General features: G+C 43.8%; 18 protein-coding genes. 9 read left to right on the forward strand and 9 right to left on the reverse strand.

Translation table 11 applies throughout. From position 1 onward, the window contains the following. Positions 1-14 precede the first annotated feature (14 nt). Genes AC0YOD_RS12230 through AC0YOD_RS12240 form a run of 3 tightly spaced genes read left to right on the forward strand, consistent with a single transcriptional unit; the run spans position 15 to position 3,080 of the window. The gene (locus tag AC0YOD_RS12230; protein WP_475799578.1) at positions 15-866 is read left to right on the forward strand and encodes an ABC transporter permease; all 852 of its coding nucleotides are present in this window, start codon (positions 15-17) and stop codon (positions 864-866) included. Between the two features lie 23 nt (positions 867-889). Next, positions 890-1,684, forward strand: a complete 795-nt coding sequence (locus AC0YOD_RS12235) for an ABC transporter permease (RefSeq protein ID WP_475799980.1) — start codon at positions 890-892, stop codon at positions 1,682-1,684. A 37-nt stretch (positions 1,685-1,721) separates the two neighbouring features. Next, on the forward strand, positions 1,722-3,080 hold the full coding sequence (locus AC0YOD_RS12240; RefSeq protein ID WP_475799579.1) for an LLM class flavin-dependent oxidoreductase: 1,359 nt from the start codon (positions 1,722-1,724) through the stop codon (positions 3,078-3,080). Between the two features lie 98 nt (positions 3,081-3,178). Here the strand turns inward: AC0YOD_RS12240 and AC0YOD_RS12245 are convergent, their stop codons facing one another. From AC0YOD_RS12245 to AC0YOD_RS12255, 3 genes are all read right to left on the reverse strand, one after another. Then, entirely contained in the window at positions 3,179-3,934 is a 756-nt protein-coding gene (locus tag AC0YOD_RS12245) for a sulfite exporter TauE/SafE family protein (protein ID WP_475799580.1), read from the reverse strand. Positions 3,935-4,402: 468 nt separating this feature from the next. Further along, complete coding sequence (locus AC0YOD_RS12250) at positions 4,403-5,779, reverse strand: sensor histidine kinase (RefSeq protein WP_475799581.1); 1,377 nt, start codon at positions 5,777-5,779, stop codon at positions 4,403-4,405. After that, positions 5,776-6,456 (reverse strand): response regulator transcription factor, encoded by a 681-nt coding sequence (locus tag AC0YOD_RS12255; protein ID WP_475799582.1) that lies wholly within the window; start codon positions 6,454-6,456, stop codon positions 5,776-5,778. Before AC0YOD_RS12255 ends, AC0YOD_RS12250 begins: the two co-directional genes overlap by 4 nt. 264 nt (positions 6,457-6,720) lie before the next feature. Here AC0YOD_RS12255 and AC0YOD_RS12260 point away from each other — a divergent pair, with 264 nt between their 5' ends. The 4 genes from AC0YOD_RS12260 to AC0YOD_RS12275 all read left to right on the forward strand — a co-directional run bounded on the left by AC0YOD_RS12260 (position 6,721) and on the right by AC0YOD_RS12275 (position 10,067). After that, the gene (locus AC0YOD_RS12260) at positions 6,721-7,425 is read left to right on the forward strand and encodes a response regulator transcription factor (protein ID WP_475799583.1); all 705 of its coding nucleotides are present in this window, start codon (positions 6,721-6,723) and stop codon (positions 7,423-7,425) included. Between the two features lies 1 nt (position 7,426). Then, a complete protein-coding gene (locus AC0YOD_RS12265; protein ID WP_475799584.1) occupies positions 7,427-8,362 on the forward strand; it encodes a sensor histidine kinase in 936 nt (311 codons plus the stop codon). A 90-nt stretch (positions 8,363-8,452) separates the two neighbouring features. After that, positions 8,453-9,370, forward strand: coding sequence for an ABC transporter ATP-binding protein (locus AC0YOD_RS12270; RefSeq protein WP_475799585.1), 918 nt, complete (start codon positions 8,453-8,455; stop codon positions 9,368-9,370). A 4-nt stretch (positions 9,371-9,374) separates the two neighbouring features. Next, complete coding sequence (locus AC0YOD_RS12275) at positions 9,375-10,067, forward strand: ABC transporter permease (RefSeq protein WP_475799586.1); 693 nt, start codon at positions 9,375-9,377, stop codon at positions 10,065-10,067. Between the two features lie 87 nt (positions 10,068-10,154). On the opposite strand, the gene AC0YOD_RS12280 is transcribed toward AC0YOD_RS12275, so the two are convergent. Both AC0YOD_RS12280 and AC0YOD_RS12285 read right to left on the reverse strand, forming a co-directional pair. Then, complete coding sequence (locus tag AC0YOD_RS12280; protein ID WP_475799981.1) at positions 10,155-11,549, reverse strand: glycoside hydrolase family 43 protein; 1,395 nt, start codon at positions 11,547-11,549, stop codon at positions 10,155-10,157. Positions 11,550-11,792: 243 nt separating this feature from the next. Further along, positions 11,793-12,470, reverse strand: a complete 678-nt coding sequence (locus tag AC0YOD_RS12285; RefSeq protein ID WP_475799587.1) for a peptidylprolyl isomerase — start codon at positions 12,468-12,470, stop codon at positions 11,793-11,795. Between the two features lie 177 nt (positions 12,471-12,647). Between AC0YOD_RS12285 and AC0YOD_RS12290 the strand changes: the two genes are divergently transcribed. Then, positions 12,648-13,526: an NAD-dependent epimerase/dehydratase family protein gene (locus AC0YOD_RS12290; RefSeq protein ID WP_475799588.1), complete on the forward strand. Its 879-nt coding sequence runs from the start codon at positions 12,648-12,650 to the stop codon at positions 13,524-13,526. Here AC0YOD_RS12290 and AC0YOD_RS12295 read toward each other — a convergent pair. The 3 genes from AC0YOD_RS12295 to AC0YOD_RS12305 all read right to left on the reverse strand — a co-directional run bounded on the left by AC0YOD_RS12295 (position 13,523) and on the right by AC0YOD_RS12305 (position 15,067). Further along, positions 13,523-13,720 (reverse strand): DUF6199 family natural product biosynthesis protein, encoded by a 198-nt coding sequence (locus AC0YOD_RS12295; protein WP_475799589.1) that lies wholly within the window; start codon positions 13,718-13,720, stop codon positions 13,523-13,525. The genes AC0YOD_RS12290 and AC0YOD_RS12295 overlap by 4 nt on opposite strands. A gap of 197 nt (positions 13,721-13,917) precedes the next feature. After that, complete coding sequence (locus AC0YOD_RS12300) at positions 13,918-14,310, reverse strand: carboxymuconolactone decarboxylase family protein (RefSeq protein ID WP_475799590.1); 393 nt, start codon at positions 14,308-14,310, stop codon at positions 13,918-13,920. 79 nt (positions 14,311-14,389) lie between these two features. After that, positions 14,390-15,067: a Crp/Fnr family transcriptional regulator gene (locus tag AC0YOD_RS12305; protein ID WP_475799591.1), complete on the reverse strand. Its 678-nt coding sequence runs from the start codon at positions 15,065-15,067 to the stop codon at positions 14,390-14,392. 352 nt (positions 15,068-15,419) lie between these two features. Here AC0YOD_RS12305 and AC0YOD_RS12310 point away from each other — a divergent pair, with 352 nt between their 5' ends. Next, entirely contained in the window at positions 15,420-16,706 is a 1,287-nt protein-coding gene (locus AC0YOD_RS12310) for a histidine--tRNA ligase (RefSeq protein ID WP_475799592.1), read from the forward strand. Between the two features lie 62 nt (positions 16,707-16,768). Here the strand turns inward: AC0YOD_RS12310 and AC0YOD_RS12315 are convergent, their stop codons facing one another. After that, a complete protein-coding gene (locus tag AC0YOD_RS12315) occupies positions 16,769-17,263 on the reverse strand; it encodes a glutathione peroxidase (RefSeq protein WP_475799593.1) in 495 nt (164 codons plus the stop codon). Between the last annotated feature and the right edge of the window lie 13 nt (positions 17,264-17,276).

Consider the following 17,276-nt stretch of genomic DNA (forward strand, 5'->3'; position numbering starts at 1 on the left):
ATGAGGCGTTCATTATGGCTGGTGCAGTATCGGAAAGCGTGTTGTTAAATCCCATCAAGGTAAAGAAGAGACGGCCTCGAAGCCGTCTCTCCATCAAGACCGTCAACCTATTGCTCAGTCTATTGCTCCCAGTCAGCCTATTAGCGGTCTGGCAAATTGCGGGGATGATGGGCAAGCTCAATCCGACACTGCTGCCAACGCCGGGCTTAATTATCGAAGAGTTCGTTAATTTAACGTTATCCGGTGAGTTGATTCACCATCTCGGCATCTCAACTTGGCGTGCGCTGCTAGGGTTTCTGCTTGGCGGAGGGCTTGGTCTTGCTGCAGGCTTGTGGGTCGGGTTTTCTTACAAGACGGAGAGACTCATCGATCCATCGCTGCAAATGCTGCGCACGCTGCCTCATTTGGCAGTTGCGCCGCTATTCATATTATGGTTTGGATTCGATGAGACATCGAAGGTGTTACTCATTGCAAAAGGCGCGTTTTTCCCATTGTATGTGAATACGTTTCTTGGAATTCGTTCGGTTGACGGCAAGCTGTTTGATGTAGCTAGGGTGCTTCAGTTCAGCCGCTGGCAAATGATTGCGAAGCTAGTGCTTCCTGCGTCGCTGCCTAATATATTCCTTGGTGTACGTCTTTCGATTGGGGTGGCGTGGCTGGGCTTGGTTGTTGCTGAAATGATGGGCTCCAGCTCAGGAATTGGATTCCTAATCAATGATGCTCGTTATTTGATGATTACTTCCGTTGTTTTTGTAGGCATTATTATTTTCGCCGCTGTTGGGAAGCTAACGGACTCTCTTGTGAAGCTGCTGGAGAAAAGATTGCTTAGGTGGCAGGACAGCTACAAGGGGGATGGGCCGTCATGAGTGAAGGAGCAGCATCGAAAGAAATGGTCATCAAAACAGCGCAGCAGGATTGGCTCAGTCGTATTCCGAAGCCGCTTCATGGCTGGATTGTTCCTGTCATTATTGTGGTCGTATGGCAAACCGTCAGTGGACTTGGCATATTATCCGAGACGCTGCTGCCAACTCCGCTGCATATTGTAAAAAGCTTTATTGAGCTATGCCAGAGCGGAGAAATGGTTAAGCACTTGAGTATAAGCATCTACCGTGCAGGTTTAGGCTTTCTTCTCGGAAGTACACTTGGCTTACTGCTCGGATTATCTGCGGGACTAGGCAAGATCGTAGAGAAGACGCTTGATCCTTCGCTGCAAATGCTGCGGACTGTACCGCTTCTCTCTGTGATTCCATTATTTATTTTGTGGTTTGGAATTGGAGAGTTTTCAAAGGTGTTGTTAATAGGTCTTGGCGCTTTCTTTCCTGTGTATGTGAATACGTTTCTGGGTACTCGAAGCACGGACTTAAAGCTGTATGAAGTATCGCGTATCTTCCAATATACGAAGCTTCAGCAGGTGACGAAGCTTATCATACCTGCTGCGCTTCCGAATATTCTCCTTGGCATTAGACTCTCACTCGGTGCTTCATGGCTGCTCCTTGTTGTTGCGGAAATGATGGGAACGAGTGCAGGGATAGGGTATATGATTCAGGATGCTAGAGCCTATTCTCAAACGGAAATTGTGTTTGCAGGGATTATCCTGTTTGCTGTATTCGGTAAATTGTCTGATTCGGCAGTTCGGCTGCTGGAAACAAAATGGCTTCGTTGGCGGGATACTTTCAAAGGGTAAAGACATCGATATAGTTGAGAGAGGCAGGAATCGGGATATGGGAAAACGGAACGATCAGCTCCATCTGGGAGCATTCATTTATTATGCAGGGCATCATCATGCAGGCTGGCGTCACCCGGATTCGGGCGTTGAAGGCATGTTTGACATAAAATTTTATCGCAAGCTGGCACAGACAGCGGAACGCGGAAAGTTTGATATGATCTTTTTTGCAGATTTGCTATACGCAACAAATGTAGGTGGAGCGGTAGCTGGTATGCTAGAGCCCATCTCGCTGCTGTCTGCTTTATCGGCAGCGACGGAGAAGATCGGTTTGACGGCAACGGTATCTACTACCTACAACGAGCCATTTAACGTAGCGCGCAAATTCTCTACTTTGGATCATATTAGCGGTGGCCGTGCAGGCTGGAATATTGTCACTTCGCAGCTTGATATTGAAGCGCATAATTACGGCAAGCCCAAGCACCCTGAGCATGGTCTTCGCTACCAAATGGCACGTGAGTTCGTTGATGTCGTAACGCGCCTGTGGGATAGCTGGGAGGATGGCGCTCTTGTGCTTGATAGGCAGTCCGGTCAGTTCGCAAACGAGGCGAAGGTACAGCCGGTTGATTATAGCGGCGAGTGGTATTCTACGAAAGGACCGCTTAATGTTCCGAGATCGCCGCAAGGATATCCCGTACTCATTCAAGCGGGATCTTCCGCTCCCGGTCAGGACTTTGCAGCTAGCATCGGTGAGGTAATCTTTACCGCGCAGCAATCATTAGAGGCTGCAAAAGCATTCTATGAGAGCGTGAACGGCAAGCTTGCCGATTATGGGCGAGAGCGCGGCAGTATGAAAATTATGCCTGGTCTATCTCCTGTTCTTGGAGCAACAGAGGAAGAAGCGAAGCGGCGTTATCAAGAGCTGCAGGATCTCATCCCTGATGCACATATTGTTGGCTTTTTATCTGGTTTTCTGGGCTTTGATCTAAGCGGTTATTCACTGGATGAGCAGCTTCCGGATATTCCAGACCCTGTGGAAGCTTCCAATGGTATGAAAAGCCGTGTTCAGCTTATTATGGATTTGGCGCGCAATGAGAAGCTATCCATGCGGGCGCTTGGCAGCAAAATACTCGGTGCAAGAGGCCATTTGCAGTTTGTTGGCACGCCAGTTCAGCTTGCTGACCTCATTCAGCTTTGGTTCGAGGAATACGGCTGCGACGGCTTCAATATCATGGCTCCTGTTCTTCCGGGCGGGCTGGATGATTTCGTTAATGATGTTGTTCCTATCTTGCAGGAGCGCGGATTGTTCCGTGAAGACTACTCAGGAGATACCCTTCGCGATCACCTTGGCCTTCCGCGTCCAAGTGAAGGGCATTTCCGCAATGCGCGACCGGTCACTCAGGGGCAATTCATCTAGTATTATTAAAGGTACTACCAAAAAGAATCCAAAGGCAGCCTCTAATCATCGAGAAGGCCTTTGGTTTTTTTAAAAGCATGTCAGTGCCGCTAAAATACTTAGCTTGAACCGCGGGTTAATAATAATAGAATGCCTAGTGCAATTATAATAATGAATAAGTAACGTTCAAATTTCGCTGCAGGAATTCGCTTATTTAAGAAAACCCCGAGTACGGTAGCTGCTAGAATTGCCGGCAGTGAGTAGGCGTAATAAATGAATGCGTCAGACGTCCATAATCCGCCTAGAGCATGTCCTGCGACAACAAGAACGCCAGATATAAGAAAATGTGCTTGTAATGTTCCTCGAAAACGATCGGGGTTCCAACGCCTTAAGGTGCCGTAGATCACAACCGGCACTCCATTGAAATTATAAGCGCTGCCAAGTACTCCAGAGGCAAATCCGAACGGCAATACCCATCCGCGATTGTTAAGCAATGGACGTTCGATTGCTCGTGAGACCATTTTTTTGATCAAAGAGTAACATCCAAAAGCAATAAGGAAAATACCAAGTGCAGACGTAATGACGATTGCAGGAGCCAGTTGAAGCAAAACAAGTCCTGCAGGAATTCCGATAACGGTTGAAACAGCTAATCGGATCAGAACAGGGCGTTCAACATGACGCCAACCGCTGAATACAGTTAGTAAAGCGACGGTTAGCCCCGCTAACCCAATCAGAGAAACCGAAGTATGTAGAGGGAGCGGCAGCAGTGCAAGTAAGGGCATACTCACTATCGCTTCCCCAAAGCCGAACATCGATTTCATCAAGGCACCAACAAAAACCGCAACAACTACCAGTGCAATAAGTGAACTGCTCATGGTAATCTTCCGTCCAAGAAATCGATTAGCTGTTGTGAAGATGATGATATAGTATTGGAACTAATATAATTCAAAAAAGCCCTCCTCTTCATTAGGATCTCTATGATAACATACGTAAAATGTATATAAAATACGATTTTTAACGCATTTTAAGAGCCTTCTGGACGTTTAAAACGTTTAAATCAGATAGGAATACGCATGAAGTGGATAGTCGCGTTAAAACTAAGGTAGAGGAATTCTGAAGCGAACCCCAATTCAGATGATTTTCCGCTGCAATTCAGATTCCTGCTTACTCTTTTTTTCATACGGTTTATCTTGCTGCTCTTTTTTATCAAAAACACACCCTACAAAGCTTCATTGGTTTTCCCTTTTAAGGGTTCTTCCAATTTATGCTCTATAGGGTGTGTTTCAGCATTTCAGCGGGTGCATGTTTGATGAGGTTAAACTGCTATTATTATTTATAACGCTCTAAATTAGTGGCAGCCTTACGATAATAGTCGTTCCTTCTCCGAGGCGGCTGTTGATCGTAATGGTTCCCCTATGCATATCGATCACTTTCTTCACAATGGAAAGTCCCAATCCGCTTCCTGAGTTCGTTCGACTTCTAGCGGCATCAACTTTATGAAACCGATCAAAGATATGAAGCAGCTCATCTTCCGGTATGCCAATCCCAGTATCGCTGATCGTAACTGTAATGCTATGATCTACCGTGATCCCAATTCGGATCGAGTCTCCTTCCCGAGAAAACTTAATGCTGTTCGTGATCAGATTATGCCATACCTGATAGAGCAGTCCAGCGTCTGCCTTCACCGTGGTTTCGAGCAACTCAGGCTCCAATAGCAATTGTTTTTCTGTCCACTGCCATTCCGTTGCGATCAATACTTGCCTGATCTGCTCATCAAGCCGGAAGGAAGTGACATTCATCACCGTTTCTTCCTTATCGAGAGCTGCCAGCGTTAGGAGCTGCTTGCTAAGCACAGAGAGTCTTCTACTTTCCTTCTCGATGATTTGCAGGTAGCGTTCTTCTTCCTCGGGCGTCGTTTTTTTATCCAAAATAGCTTGGGAGAAGCCTTGGATGGACGTCAAGGGAGATTGAAATTCATGTGAGACGTTAGCGACAAACTCTTGTCTCATCTCATCCAGCTGCTTAATGGATGAAGCCATTTGAGTGAAATGACGAGCGAGATTTCCAAGTTCGTCCCGACGTGTAATATCCATTTTTATATCATAGTCGCCGTTAACAATTTTATTGGTCGCTGCAGTAAGGTTTTTCACGGGCTTCACAATGAATCGCGTTGTGATGATAATGAATAATATGCTGAGAACAAAAATGAGGCCGAACAGAACGGCTACAATAATCCGCACTTCACCGAATTGCTGCTCCAGGTTAGGGCGTATAAACATGGCGTAAGGCTTATCCTTGACGGTTATAGGCAGTCCGATACTATTCTGAATGCTGCTTTCAAATAGGCTGAATACCGCAAGCAGATGACGTTCTTCCATAATTCCGTTATAGGTTGCTCCGTTCAGTACCTCCCGGACATATTTGCTGTCAATCTCCTGATGCCTAAAAGGCGTCCCGTAAAAGGTTCCTTGCAGCTCGTTATCCACCACATAGATTTGAAATCCGATGTTGCCGATATGGGTCAAATATTCCCCCAGCTCAATCTCGCTCGTCTTTTCATACAGCGTCTGAATTTCTTCACCAATATTCATAATTTTTTGCTCGTTATATTCTCGTACGTTCTCTGCATAGTAAATATTTGTGAGCAAGAGTGCTAGTACCATGCTGGCGAAGGAAATCAATATAAAAATAAAGACGATACGAAAATATAAGGTCCTCATTTGGCTTGAACCTCCAGCTTATAGCCGATTCCTCGAATTGTAGAGATGATGAAATCATCGTTAAACGAGGCGAAGCGATCTCGCAATCTTTTGATATGGACATCAATGGTTCGGCTGTCTCCTTCGAAATCCTCTCCCCAAATAAGCTTAAGAAGCTGCTCTCGAGTAAATATGCGTCCGGGGTGACCGGCTAGTTGAGACAAAAGTTGAAACTCCTTCAATGGCAATACGAGAACTTCATCTCCTGCTGTTACCTCGTAGCTTTGACGGTCGATGGATACATCGTTTAAACGAATCAAATCAGAAGAGACCATCTGATAGCGGCGGAGCAAAGCCTTTACGCGAAACAATAATTCCTTCGGTTCAAAAGGCTTAACCATATAATCATCCGTTCCGGACGAGAAGCCCTTTTCTTTATCTTCTATTGCTCCTTTGGCAGTGAGCATAATGATCGGAATATCATAATACTGCCGGATTTCCTGGCAAAGCTCCCAACCATTTTTCATTGGCATCATGACATCTACGACAGCCAAATGGATTAATTCATTCTCCATAAGAAGGGATCCTTGTTCGCCATTCTCCGCTTCAAATACGGTGTATCCTTCCTTGCTTAGAAGAAACCGCAAAAGCTCCCGAATGTGAGGATCATCATCAACGACTAAAATATGAGTTCTCATGTATCAAGCACCTTTTTCATTGAGTTTTTTTTATGTGAAATCAATAAATGGATCAATAAAGCTTCTTAATGTATCTAGTATTGGAACTTGGCTACATTCTAATCGTAAGAGGCTTGAAATATCAAGCTCGCCTAGAATAAATATAATATTAACTGGTTATCGGAGGGGTTAATCTAATTTTTTTGGCGGTATAACCGAATGATATAGTAGGATATAGATGGGAATTCATATACGGAAAGAAATATAAAATGGCGGTGGTAAGGAATGAAGCATAGCATACTGCTTGTAGAAGATGATACGTCAATTAGCGAGATGGTTCAGTCCTATTTGAAAATGGAAGGCTATGACGTTGTGCATGCAGCAGATGGCGAGGAAGCTCTTGCGCTGTTTCGTCAGAGCAGATTCGACTTGATTTTATTGGATATCATGCTGCCGAAGCTCAATGGCATAGCGTTCTTAAAAATAATGAGAGAGCAGAGCACAGTTCCCGTTCTCATTGTATCTGCCAAGGACGGCGACGTGGATAAAGCGCTCGGTCTGGGGCTTGGCGCTGACGATTATATAGCAAAGCCATTCTCCATGCTGGAGCTGATTGCAAGGGTGAAGGCGATCATTCGAAGATCGACGCAGTATTCGGGGCAAAGCCAACAGGTGGAAATGAAGTCTACACTTATTCATATCCATGAATTGACGGTTGATACGGAGAATTTTCATGCTACAAAGAGAGGGGAAGAGCTAAAGCTCACTCTAAAAGAATGGAAAATTCTAAAGCTGTTAGCTGCAAACCCGACAAGAGTGTTCACAAAGGAGCAAATCTATCACACCGTTTGGGAAAATGATTATTATGGAGACGAAAATATAATAAACGTACATATGAGCAGGCTGAGAGAAAAAATCGAAGATCAGCCATCTTCACCGCAATATATCAAGACATTATGGGGAATCGGCTATAAGCTGGGTCAATTTTGATATGATGATTTTGCTCATCGTCCTAGTCGTCCTTCTTGCTCTATTAAATTTGACACAATATCAAATGAGACGAAATAGAAGTAATCGCATAGAGTATATGTCAAATAAACTAAGTGAAATTATGAAGCAGAACTCGTCCCAGCAATTATTGCTTATGACAGATGATCGAGAGCTGCAAGCATTGCTTGTAATCTTAAACGAGCTGCTGGATCATAATCAGAAAATAATGGCTGATTTCAGAAAAACAGAGAGCTCAATGAAAAAAATGCTGGCTAATATTTCGCATGATATGAAAACACCATTGACTGTTGTGCTGGGTTACATTGAAATGATTCAAAACAAACCTTCCATCAGCGATGAAGAGAGACAACGTTTGTTCTCCCTCATCCATAAAAAAACCTATGAAATCATTAGTCTCATGAATACATTCTTTGATCTGGCGAGACTGGAGTCTGGTGATAAGGCTATTCCGCTTGCAAGAGTACCCATTAATGAATGCATCAAAAAAAGCATACTTTCCTTTTATGAATTAGTAGAGGCCAAAGGCTTTCGAGCACAGATTGATTTGCCGGATCAGCCGCTTTATGCTCTAGCCAATGAAGAGGCGCTGGAGCGAGTTTTCAATAATTTAATGTCAAATGCCATTCGGTACGGAAGTGATGGTGACCGTATTGGCGTTACGTTAACTTATGATGAACAATCCATATTTATCGAGATATGGGACAACGGCAAAGGCATAAATGCGCGTGACCAAGAGCTTGTCTTCGAGCGGATGATTACATTGGAGGAGTCAAGAAACAAAGCCTTTCAAGGAAGCGGCTTAGGTCTTACGATCACGAAACGGCTTGTTGAAGCAATGGGAGGAGACATTACGCTGAAGAGTGTGCCTTTCCAGAAAACAGTCTTCATGGTTCGATTGAAGCGGATCAATTATTAGAACTTAAGATTTATGTAAGAAACGCGCGACAAATAAGAGAGTTTTATCGCTTAGAATAAGATTAACAAACGATTGGGAAGGGGAACGACGGTGAACTGTATTCTAAGTACAAATCAACTAACGAAATGTTATGAGGGCAAGGAAGTTGTGTCTGATGTTAACATGACCGTACAACGGGGCGAGATTTACGGTTTTCTAGGACCGAATGGTGCGGGAAAAACAACCCTTATGAAGATGATTGCGAATTTAGTAAAGCCAACACAGGGTGAGATTGTACTATTTGATGAACCTTTAACAGATTCCAGCTATGACATGTTCAAGCGAATGGGGAGTATCATCGAGTATCCTGTATTTTATGAGAAGCTGAGTGCGAGGAAAAACTTGGATCTTCATTGCGAATATATGGGCTATCATGATAAGAGCGTGATTAGCAAAGCGCTGGATATGGTTCAATTGAAAAATACCGATAATAAAAGGGTGAAAGATTTTTCGCTAGGGATGAAACAGCGGCTGGCGATAGCTAGAGCGATAATGACGAAGCCTGAGCTGCTCGTTTTGGATGAGCCGATCAACGGTCTTGATCCCTCAGGAATCAAAGAAATGAGAGAATTATTTCAAACCCTAAGTAAGGATTACGGTATTACGCTGCTTATTTCCAGTCATATTCTGAATGAAATTGAGCAAATTGCCGATACAATTGGTGTTATACATGAGGGGAAGCTTATCAAGCAAGTATCGATGGAAGCCATTAGAGGGGAAAATGCGGAATATATTGAGCTTGTAACGCCAAATCGTACGGGGGCATGTGCCGTTCTTGCGGATGAGCTTAAGCTTACTAATTTTAAAATCATAAACGAAAATATGATTCGCATCTTTGAATCAGGAGCCGTTCAAAAGGTTATCTCCAAATCATTGGCGTTAAACGATATCGAGGTAGAATCATTGACTCGAAAATATACGTCGCTTGAGCAATATTTCCTCGATTTAGTGCAAGCGGAAGGAGGTTGAACGGATGCTGAAGCTTATGAAATTGGAATTGATGAAAACGAAGATGGGATGGTACACAAAAGGCGTTCTTATCGCAAATCTCTGTATGATATCGCTCTTATTCATGATTTGTTATGTTGAAAAACTAGAAGGCCGCAGTGCGGTAAGCAGTTTTGATGAGATGTTCATCATTCAAGGCTCCTTGGTAAGAGCGACGTTTGTTGTATTTGCTGCGGTTCTCATTAGTAAGCTCGTTATAGATGAGTATAAAAACAAAACAATATTTGTGATGTTTATGTACCCAATCAATCGGAAGAAAATTATTGCTTCAAAATTAATGCTTGTCGCAGGAATGACATTTGTATCCATGCTGCTTTCAAATATTTTTATTGTTGCTGCTTTCTTCGGCATTAATCATTACGTACAATTTATTGCTGGTGATCCGTCTGTTGATCAATATGCTCAGCAGTTCATAAGTATCCTTGCATTCAGCATAGCTGCAGCAGGAACGAGTCTAATTCCGTTATACTTCGGTATGAGAAAGTATTCAGTTCCCGCTACAATCACATCTTCATTCTTAATTGTTGCGGTGATCAGCTCACATAATCCTGTCTTTTCTCTCGCTTCGGTTATTTATATTCCAATGGTGTTAGCATGCTTTGGGGTTGCGCTGGCATGGTGGTCAATACGGAATATTGAGAAAGTAGATGTAGCATAAAGGAAGGAAAGGACAGCCAATTGGCTGTCCTTTTGTATGAATATAAGCTATGAAGCGATATTTCTACGGAAAATGACTTATTGTGGCTTATTCTTTGGACACATGACTGCCCCAGATTGCCACGCCTTCCATCGATAAAGCGCTAAACGTCATGACGTAGCTCAATGTTCCCTCATTCCATTGACGCAGCAGGGTGCCGTAATAGATCTTTCCGTCTATTGTAAGGTCCAGTGTATGCTCACCTGTGCTCTTCCAAGTGCCGCTTACACTTCCAGATATTTTACCGTCTTCACTAAGCGTAATGAGGCTAGCCGGTTTTACCTCCTCAGTGATGTCCTTGCCGTGATTAATGTATTTATAGTCGCCGATAATCTCTTCCTCGGTTACTTTGGCGATTGTTTCTCCTGCGTAACGATGCGGAGCGATAACGGGCCAGCCTTCGGTGTTCATCAGCATTTGATGAACTCTCAGCTCATGGCCTTCACCGCGTGATGGGAAGCGTGTATGAAAGATATTGAACATTTTGCCGGTTTCGGGATCAACGTATGTTGAATTATGTCCTGGAGAAGCATAGCCTGTTCCAATATTGGCGACTTCACCTTCTACATTATCCATTTGGAAATTTCCAATAAGCTTAGCTCCATAAGGTGCGATAGAAGCATCATCAAAGAAGGTGCCGAAAGCGCCAAATGCATCGATCATCTCTTTGCCTTCTGAATCTAGATAAGGACCATCTGGCGTTTTGGAGCGTGCAACACGAATATTGTAGCCGCCAGTAGAATCTAATCCGCCATAGGAGAGGAATAAATAATAATAATCCGTTTCCTTGTTATACATGATATAAGGGGCTTCGATTCGGCTGTGATTATTGCCGAGGAGCTTTTTGCCATAGCCTTGGTCAGGGTAAGGCCGTCCTGTCTCCGCATTCAACTTCATAATGAAAATACCGCCGGAGTAAGAGCCGTATACCATCCATAGGATGCCGTCTTTGTCGTAAAATACGTTGGGGTCAACTACGTTAGGATGAATGGTCGCATCATACAAGGTTCCATCCTCGCCAATATCATTCCACATGCCGGATTTCAAAATAATGCCCTTGTTTTTGTAGGGTCCTTCAACCTTATCCGCAACGGCAATGCCGAGTACGGAACGTGGAGAATCTCCTTTGCAAATGCTGTAATACATATAATATTTTCCGTCTGGAAGCTGAATCACATCGCCCGCCCAGAAGGTATCACTCTCAGCCCACTCAAGCCCTTCGCTCATTTCAGTCAGCACATCAGGAATAATGGGGTTTCCTTCATAAACACTGGAGTTGATCTGTTCCCATGACATCAGGTCCTTTGACTTTGCCGCGGCAAGATGTGATCCAAATACATAGAACGTATCTTCCACTTTAATAATGGAAGGATCATGAACGGAAACGTTTGCAAAAACAGGTTCTTTTGTTGTAACCGCTTCCGTAACATTGGGCTCGTTCATTCCTTTTGCATCATTACTGGCGGCAGGCACTGTGCTCGAGGTTGGAGCTGCTTTATTACTCCCGTTCTGGTCGCTACATGCACTCATGAGAGTCATCATACATACGGTCAGCAAAATAATACTCTGTTTCTTCACTATCGGAGTTCCCCCTTAGCTTAGCAATACATTTGTAAATATATTAACCGATTAATACATTTATTATATTATACAATATAAAAAAAGAGAAGGGCTAAGCCCTTCTCTTTACTCTGTTTTTTGGGGTTCTTCAAATGTCATGCCAAGAGTATCTACTGATACTTTTTTCATAGAGATTGGTGTTTCGGGTTTGTCGCTCGAATCTCTTTTTTGGTTAACGATCTCGTCAACCGCATCCATTCCTTCTGTTACCATGCCGAATGATGCGTAATTCTTATCTAGTGAAGGTGCGTCGGCAACCATGATGAAGAATTGTGAGCCGCCTGAATCAGGATCTGAGGAACGTGCCATGGAAAGGACGCCGCGTGTATGCTTCAGTTTGTTTTCGAAGCCGTTGCTGCTGAATTCTCCAGGAATACTGTAGCCCGGACCGCCAGTGCCTACGCCATCGGGGTCGCCGCCTTGGATCATGAAACCTGGAATAACACGGTGGAAGATGACGCCGTCATAAAATCCTTTGTTAATGAGAGAGATGAAGTTGTTAACGCTATTAGGAGCAACTTCAGGATAAAGTTCCAGTTTGATTGTTTTATCATTGCTAAGCTCGATAGTGACGACGGGATGCTTGTCCTTGCCCAGGAGCTTCGGTCCATCATCTTCCGTTGCACCTTGACTGTTGTCTGTCTTGTTATTCCCAGAACTGTTTGCGCCGCAGCCCGCTAGGACAATAAGCATAGCAGAGATGAGGAGAAGCATGACTCCAAAACGTTTTTTGTTAAGTAACATGTTATTAGCCTCCAATTAAATTATGCGAATACATGATGACTGCTATAGCATCCGCTTTTTTTATCTAACTAGTATAATAGCATATCGTTCGTTTCTAATGCGAATAGGCGCTTAGAGAAAAGGTTATTTCATGAAATAATAGAATATTTATATAAAAAAGTGGATGGAGGTTAGGGAATGACAAAGGTTCTTGTTTTGGGAGGCACAAGGTTTTTTGGTAAAAGGCTGGTTGAGAAATGGATTGGCGAAGGGGCGGATATTACCATTTTGACGAGGGGACAAAGAGCGGATTCTTTTGGCGACTCCGTGAAGCGTCTGCATGCGGATCGGACTGATATAGATGCTCTAAGGCATGTACTTGGAGACAAGAAATTCGACATTGTTTATGATAATATTTGCTATTCTGCAAAAGAAGCGGAGGAAGCGGTACAGTTATTTTCGAATCGAACTCCAAAATATGTCGTCACGTCATCTCTTAGTGTATATCCCTTTGGGGGTCCTGAAAAGAAAGAAACGGATTTCGATCCCTATAACTACTCTGTCCCAAAACACTCTTCGGCAGAGGTTGATTATGCAGAAGGAAAACGGCTTGTGGAAGCGGTATTGTTCCAACAAGCGCCATTTTCGGTATCCGCGGTTCGTTTTCCAATAGTATTGGGTCATGACGACTATACGAGAAGATTGCATTTTCACGTTGAGCATATACAGGAAGGGCATCCTCTGGGCATACCGAATCCGAACGCGTCTTTGTCATTTATTCCATCGGATGAGGCTGCATCATTTCTCTTCTGGCTCGGCAAGTCTTCACTAACTGGACCGGTCAATGCCTGCTCCAGGGGCGAAATAACGCCTGAAAGGATTGTCAGTTTCATATCGGAAGCAGTGGGTAGACAGGCGATTATGCTTAACGAAACGGAGAAAGAGCATGAATCACCTTTTGGCATACCCGAATCATGGGTGATGGAGACATCCAAAGCCGAATCAGCAGGCTATACGTTTCAACAGCTGGAAGATTGGCTCCCGCGCTTAATTAGGGAAATTGCTGCGGCTCATTAATTCATCATAGGAAGAATAACAAAGAGAAATACCACAAGTACAATAACACCACTAATCCTGCTCATTAAAATATAAGCGTCACTAGGCTCAGACCTGCCTTTGACCATCCAGCCATATCTCATATACCATCCGAATTTAGGGAAGAAAATATTAAGGATTGAAATGAGGACAAAAAGAATAGCGAACATCACCATAGTAATCATCTCCTTACTAATACTTACGATTACCATATGGAAAATGTTACAAAATAAACAATCGGTTATGTAAATCAATGCATTCTAAATAGTGAGGATAAACTCATTCCCCATAGGGAACGGAGCTTTCCTCACTATTTTGTTGTGAAGTCCCTTAATGGAGTAGAAACAATCTTACTGTGGCGCAATAAGGCCTGCTAGCAAAAGCATTCAGGTTCTGAGGAGGATGGTGTACTCTTATTTGGCTTGTCAGCGCGAGTATCATGATCCTCATACGAGAGCAAGGCATGAGTAGCATGACTGAGAACAGCGCCTGCCCTTGTGGAGGCTGCTACTAAGACAGCTTCAATCATTTCTTCACGGCTTCCCCCGAGAGCCTTGTATTTACGGACGTGAACGTCGATGCAATAGGGGCAGCCCGCCGTATGGGCAACAGCTATTGCGATCAATTCCTTTGTTTTCAAGGGAACAGCACCATCGTGGATGAAAATCTCATTTTCAAAAGAAAAGAAGGCGGCAGAAGCGGCGGGTGCAAGCTTCACCAAGTCGGAGATTTTACTCAGATTCGAACGATTGTAATAGTGGTTCATGTAAGGCTACCTCCCAAAACTCATAAAGTAGTTGCTATCCTCATCTTAGCTTCTTGGGAGCAGCTCTTCTGTGATTAAGTCACATAGGGATAGATTCATTTCTTAAAAGCTTGACGTCAAGCACAATGATTTCACCTCTTTTTAACAGGAGCGCACCTCTATTTACGTAATCCTTTAATGTTCGGCTTATGACTTCGCGCGCTGTTCCTAGTTCAATAGCTAGCTGCTCATGTGTAATTTTGATTCTATTGGTGGCGGGATTCATGCTATCCAATCTTGTTACTAAGTAGGCGGATAGGCGGTTATGAATGGATTGAAAAGCAATTTGATCTACCAGATTGATCACATTGGTTATGCGTAGAACAAACTGCCTATAAATCAATTGATTAATAGATTTATGGTCATTCATCCAGCTCTTAAAAGAATGGACAGGAAATATCAAAACTTCGGTATTGGCTTCGATTTGAACAGAAGCCTCATATTCCGTCTCTCCTAATAGGCTCGCCATCATGAGCACACAAAACTCGCCGCCTTGCAGCCGGTAAAGGGTAACCTCTCTGCCTGTTTCACTGATTTTAAAGACACGGACAGAGCCCTCTAATATAAAAATGGCATGCTGCAAAACATGTCCTTCTCGAATGGCGATTGGTGTGGAAGGAGTGACGTTCATAAACTGAGCGTATTGCCAATCTTGTTGGGACAGGCAAGAAAAGCATGGGAACAATGCGATTGCTTTTCGGATTTGGGCAGCATTCATGAAGGATCTCCTTACGTTATATAAGATGATAATTATAAAATATATCTAAATTTTACCAGATGAGAGAGGCTTCTAAAACCTGACTATGACTTTAGTGATGAAAATGTCACTTGCACCGGCTCATAAGTTTCGTTATAATCGCTGTAATCTATTTGAAGGGATTCGATAGCATGTACATCATCCAAATGAATCAACTTCATCATTTCACCAAGCGTTAGCACACCTGATCAACATTCAGGGTGGGCTAGCGCTTCTCGCGTTGGCCTCCCTGCAGCATACGATGCGCGCAGGACCATGAGGTCCTGCGCGTTTTTTTTATTCCATGAGTTAAAAAACGAGAGGAATGGTCGATATGCAAAATGTTAAAGGTACTTATGATTATTACGGCAAGGAGCAAGCCCTTCGGAGAGGGATTCAAGAAACGCTGCGAGAGGTGTTCGAGCTGTATGATTTTGATGAGATGGAGACGACAATCATTAATGAGCTTGATTTTCTAACCTCGAAGTATGCGGGCGGGGATGAAATTATAAAGGAAATGTATCAGTTCAATGATCAGCGCAAGCGGGAGCTTGGACTGCGTTATGATCTAACGGTTCCTTTTGCCAAAGTCATTGCGCTGAGTCCTGGTATTGAGCTGCCGTTCAGACGATATGAGATGGGAAAGGTATTTCGAGATGGTCCTGTGAAAAAGGGGAGGCTGCGAGAGTTTCTGCAATGTGACGTTGATGTTGTAGGAATCAAAGGTCCTGGAGCTGAGGCGGAGTTAATGCAGCTGGCGGTTGATGTGTTTCGAAGGCTTGATATTCCTATCGTATTGAAATGGAATAACCGTAGATTTTTAGGGGAGCTGTTAGCCGCAGTTGGCGTGCCTGCTTCGGAATCATTATCGGTCATGCTGACACTGGATAAGCTTGCTAAGATCGGTGTGGATGGAGTAGTTGGGGAACTGGCAGAGAAGGGTATGAATGTTGGTGTAACCGATGCTATTGTGAGCTTGATTGAAATGAATACACCGTCACCAGAAGCGCTCGCGATCAAATATGGCATAGGAGATGGCGCAGGTACGCTTGAAGTTCTCGCTTTGCAAAATATATTAAGAAGCCTTGGTCTTGAAGGGATTTGTGTGTTTGATCCATTCCTCTCACGAGGCCTGTCCTTCTATACAGGAACAGTGTATGAAATATTTGATGCAACGAATGGCTATACGTCCAGCTTAGGCGGGGGTGGACGGTATGATGCCATTATAGGACAACTAGTGGGCAGAGAAGATGAGGAGTATGCGACAGTAGGGCTGTCATTTGGCATGGAATCGATTATGGCGCTGCTCGAAAATCGGTCCCTTCAAAGGGCTGGGGCATCTGTTGTCATTATTCCTGTTGGTGTTACGGCTGTGGAGATGCTGAAAGCAGCAGCTGTTTTCAGGGAGAATGGATTGCGAGTCAGACTCGACATGAGCGGACGCAAGCTGAAAAATAGTTTAGCGACGATATCGGCAAGCGGCATCAGGTATGTGCTGCTGCTCGGTGAGAGCGAGTGGATGGCGGGAAAGGTTCGATTAAAGGATATGAATGAAAGAACTGAACTCGAAGTAACCCTTGATGAAGCGGTATATTTACTAGCGGATCGGGGAGGGTTTTAAGTTCCTCCCCCTTTCTTGCTAGGTGGATTAATAGAAGTTTAATGCGGCACAATAATACTTTACTATGCGTGTGTAGGAGCTTGGAGCTGCTTTTGAATGTATTTATCAATTTGCGCGGGCGTATCCTTGGAGCCAAATCGCTTCAGAACCTTTCCGTTCTGATCGACAAGAAACTTAGTGAAATTCCACTTGATGGACTTGGAGCCTAGAAATCCGCGGGCTTCATTCGTGAGGTGTTGGAATAACGGATGTGCATTGCTGCCTTTTACATCTATTTTCTCGTAAAGAGGGAAGTTGACGCCAAAATTAATTTGGCAAGCTTCTGCCACTTCACTATTGTTGCCCGGTTCTTGATTGGCAAATTGGCCAGATGGAAATCCTAGAACAGAAAAGCCTTGCTCTTTATAAGTATCATGAAGTTTTTGAAGTCCTGAGAACTGATTGGCAAAACCGCATTTGGTAGCGGTATTAACGATAAGCATTACCTTGCCTTTGTAGGGAGCTAACGTTTGTTTTTCGCCTTTAATGGTGTTCACTTCTATATTATAAATGGACATGATGGAGAACCTC

The sequence above is a fragment of the Paenibacillus sp. J31P13 genome, assembly GCF_056269295.1.

Excerpts from the sequence above, each read along its gene's own strand:
- AC0YOD_RS12260 (WP_475799583.1), top strand. The coding sequence starts at position 6,721 with ATGAAGCATAGCATACTGCTTGTAGAAGATGATACGTCAATTAGCGAG.
- AC0YOD_RS12255 (WP_475799582.1), bottom strand. The coding sequence starts at position 6,456 with ATGAGAACTCATATTTTAGTCGTTGATGATGATCCTCACATTCGGGAG.
- AC0YOD_RS12315 (WP_475799593.1), bottom strand. The coding sequence starts at position 17,263 with ATGTCCATTTATAATATAGAAGTGAACACCATTAAAGGCGAAAAACAA.
- AC0YOD_RS12250 (WP_475799581.1), bottom strand. The coding sequence starts at position 5,779 with ATGAGGACCTTATATTTTCGTATCGTCTTTATTTTTATATTGATTTCC.
- AC0YOD_RS12300 (WP_475799590.1), bottom strand. The coding sequence starts at position 14,310 with ATGAACCACTATTACAATCGTTCGAATCTGAGTAAAATCTCCGACTTG.
- AC0YOD_RS12265 (WP_475799584.1), top strand. The coding sequence starts at position 7,427 with ATGATGATTTTGCTCATCGTCCTAGTCGTCCTTCTTGCTCTATTAAAT.
- AC0YOD_RS12280 (WP_475799981.1), bottom strand. The coding sequence starts at position 11,549 with ATGAACGAGCCCAATGTTACGGAAGCGGTTACAACAAAAGAACCTGTT.
- AC0YOD_RS12305 (WP_475799591.1), bottom strand. The coding sequence starts at position 15,067 with ATGAATGCTGCCCAAATCCGAAAAGCAATCGCATTGTTCCCATGCTTT.
- AC0YOD_RS12285 (WP_475799587.1), bottom strand. The coding sequence starts at position 12,470 with ATGTTACTTAACAAAAAACGTTTTGGAGTCATGCTTCTCCTCATCTCT.
- AC0YOD_RS12245 (WP_475799580.1), bottom strand. The coding sequence starts at position 3,934 with ATGAGCAGTTCACTTATTGCACTGGTAGTTGTTGCGGTTTTTGTTGGT.
- AC0YOD_RS12230 (WP_475799578.1), top strand. The coding sequence starts at position 15 with ATGGCTGGTGCAGTATCGGAAAGCGTGTTGTTAAATCCCATCAAGGTA.
- AC0YOD_RS12275 (WP_475799586.1), top strand. The coding sequence starts at position 9,375 with ATGCTGAAGCTTATGAAATTGGAATTGATGAAAACGAAGATGGGATGG.
- AC0YOD_RS12290 (WP_475799588.1), top strand. The coding sequence starts at position 12,648 with ATGACAAAGGTTCTTGTTTTGGGAGGCACAAGGTTTTTTGGTAAAAGG.
- AC0YOD_RS12240 (WP_475799579.1), top strand. The coding sequence starts at position 1,722 with ATGGGAAAACGGAACGATCAGCTCCATCTGGGAGCATTCATTTATTAT.
- AC0YOD_RS12295 (WP_475799589.1), bottom strand. The coding sequence starts at position 13,720 with ATGGTGATGTTCGCTATTCTTTTTGTCCTCATTTCAATCCTTAATATT.
- AC0YOD_RS12310 (WP_475799592.1), top strand. The coding sequence starts at position 15,420 with ATGCAAAATGTTAAAGGTACTTATGATTATTACGGCAAGGAGCAAGCC.
- AC0YOD_RS12235 (WP_475799980.1), top strand. The coding sequence starts at position 890 with ATGGTCATCAAAACAGCGCAGCAGGATTGGCTCAGTCGTATTCCGAAG.